This is a genomic window from Protofrankia sp. CiP1_Cm_nod4, from assembly GCF_982290645.1.
In genome coordinates, this window is sequence record NZ_CEVIVC010000033.1 from 31,065 (window position 1) to 31,801 (window position 737).

The 737-nt window shown below is 69.3% G+C and carries 1 protein-coding gene and 1 pseudogene; both read left to right on the forward strand.

Annotation, left to right across the window (positions count from 1 at the left end):
* A pseudogene (locus AC5LSR_RS08940) lies at positions 1–328 on the forward strand (XRE family transcriptional regulator); the annotation flags it as partial.
* A partial coding sequence (locus AC5LSR_RS08945; RefSeq protein WP_493468347.1) for a DUF6036 family nucleotidyltransferase occupies positions 325–737 on the forward strand: 413 nt, incomplete at its 3' end. The pseudogene AC5LSR_RS08940 and the gene AC5LSR_RS08945, both read left to right, overlap by 4 nt.

Genomic DNA, 737 nt, shown 5'->3' on the forward strand with positions numbered 1-737 from the left:
CGAGGAGTGGGCGTGGCGGATGCTCCTTCAGGGCCGTGACCATCTACGCCTGCTGTTGGAGCGGCGCGACGGATCGGCTGCCGCCTGGGAGGCCGTCCCGGCGACCACGGGCAGCGCGGGCTTCGATGCCCTGCTGGCCGTCTTGGCGCGGCGGGAGTTCGAGCGGGCCGGAGTTGAACCGCCGACGTGGTGCGAGCCCACGCGTCTGCCTCAGCCCTGGGTTCCCGAGCATCCCTTCCTCGACCGAGCGGAAATCATCACCCGGACTCCGGACTACCTGAAGAGGCTCAATATCTTCGTCCCAGCCCGTGACCTGGTCACAGCGTGAACGACCGGCACGAGTTCTCCGCCACGGAGATCATTTCACTCCTGGCCAGGCTCGACGAACGGCTACGGGCACGCGGCGTCTCAGCCGCTGTGTTCATCGTCGGCGGTGCGGCCATCGCGGCGACCTCCAACCGGGATCTGCGGCGCACGGAAGACGTCGACGCGATCACCCGCGACCAGGCCGTCCTGGACGAGGCCCGGGCGATCGCCCGCGAGGACGGTCTGCCGGAGAACTGGCTCAACACCCGCGCGGCCATGTGGATGCCGCCACTACCGCCGGCTGCCCTCGCGCACGTCCCTACCCCCGGACTCCACGTGAGGTACGCGTCTGACGAGTTCCTTCTCGCCACGAAGCTGATCGCCCAGCGCCGCAGGGACGCCGACGATATCCGCGAACTCGCCGCGCGCAC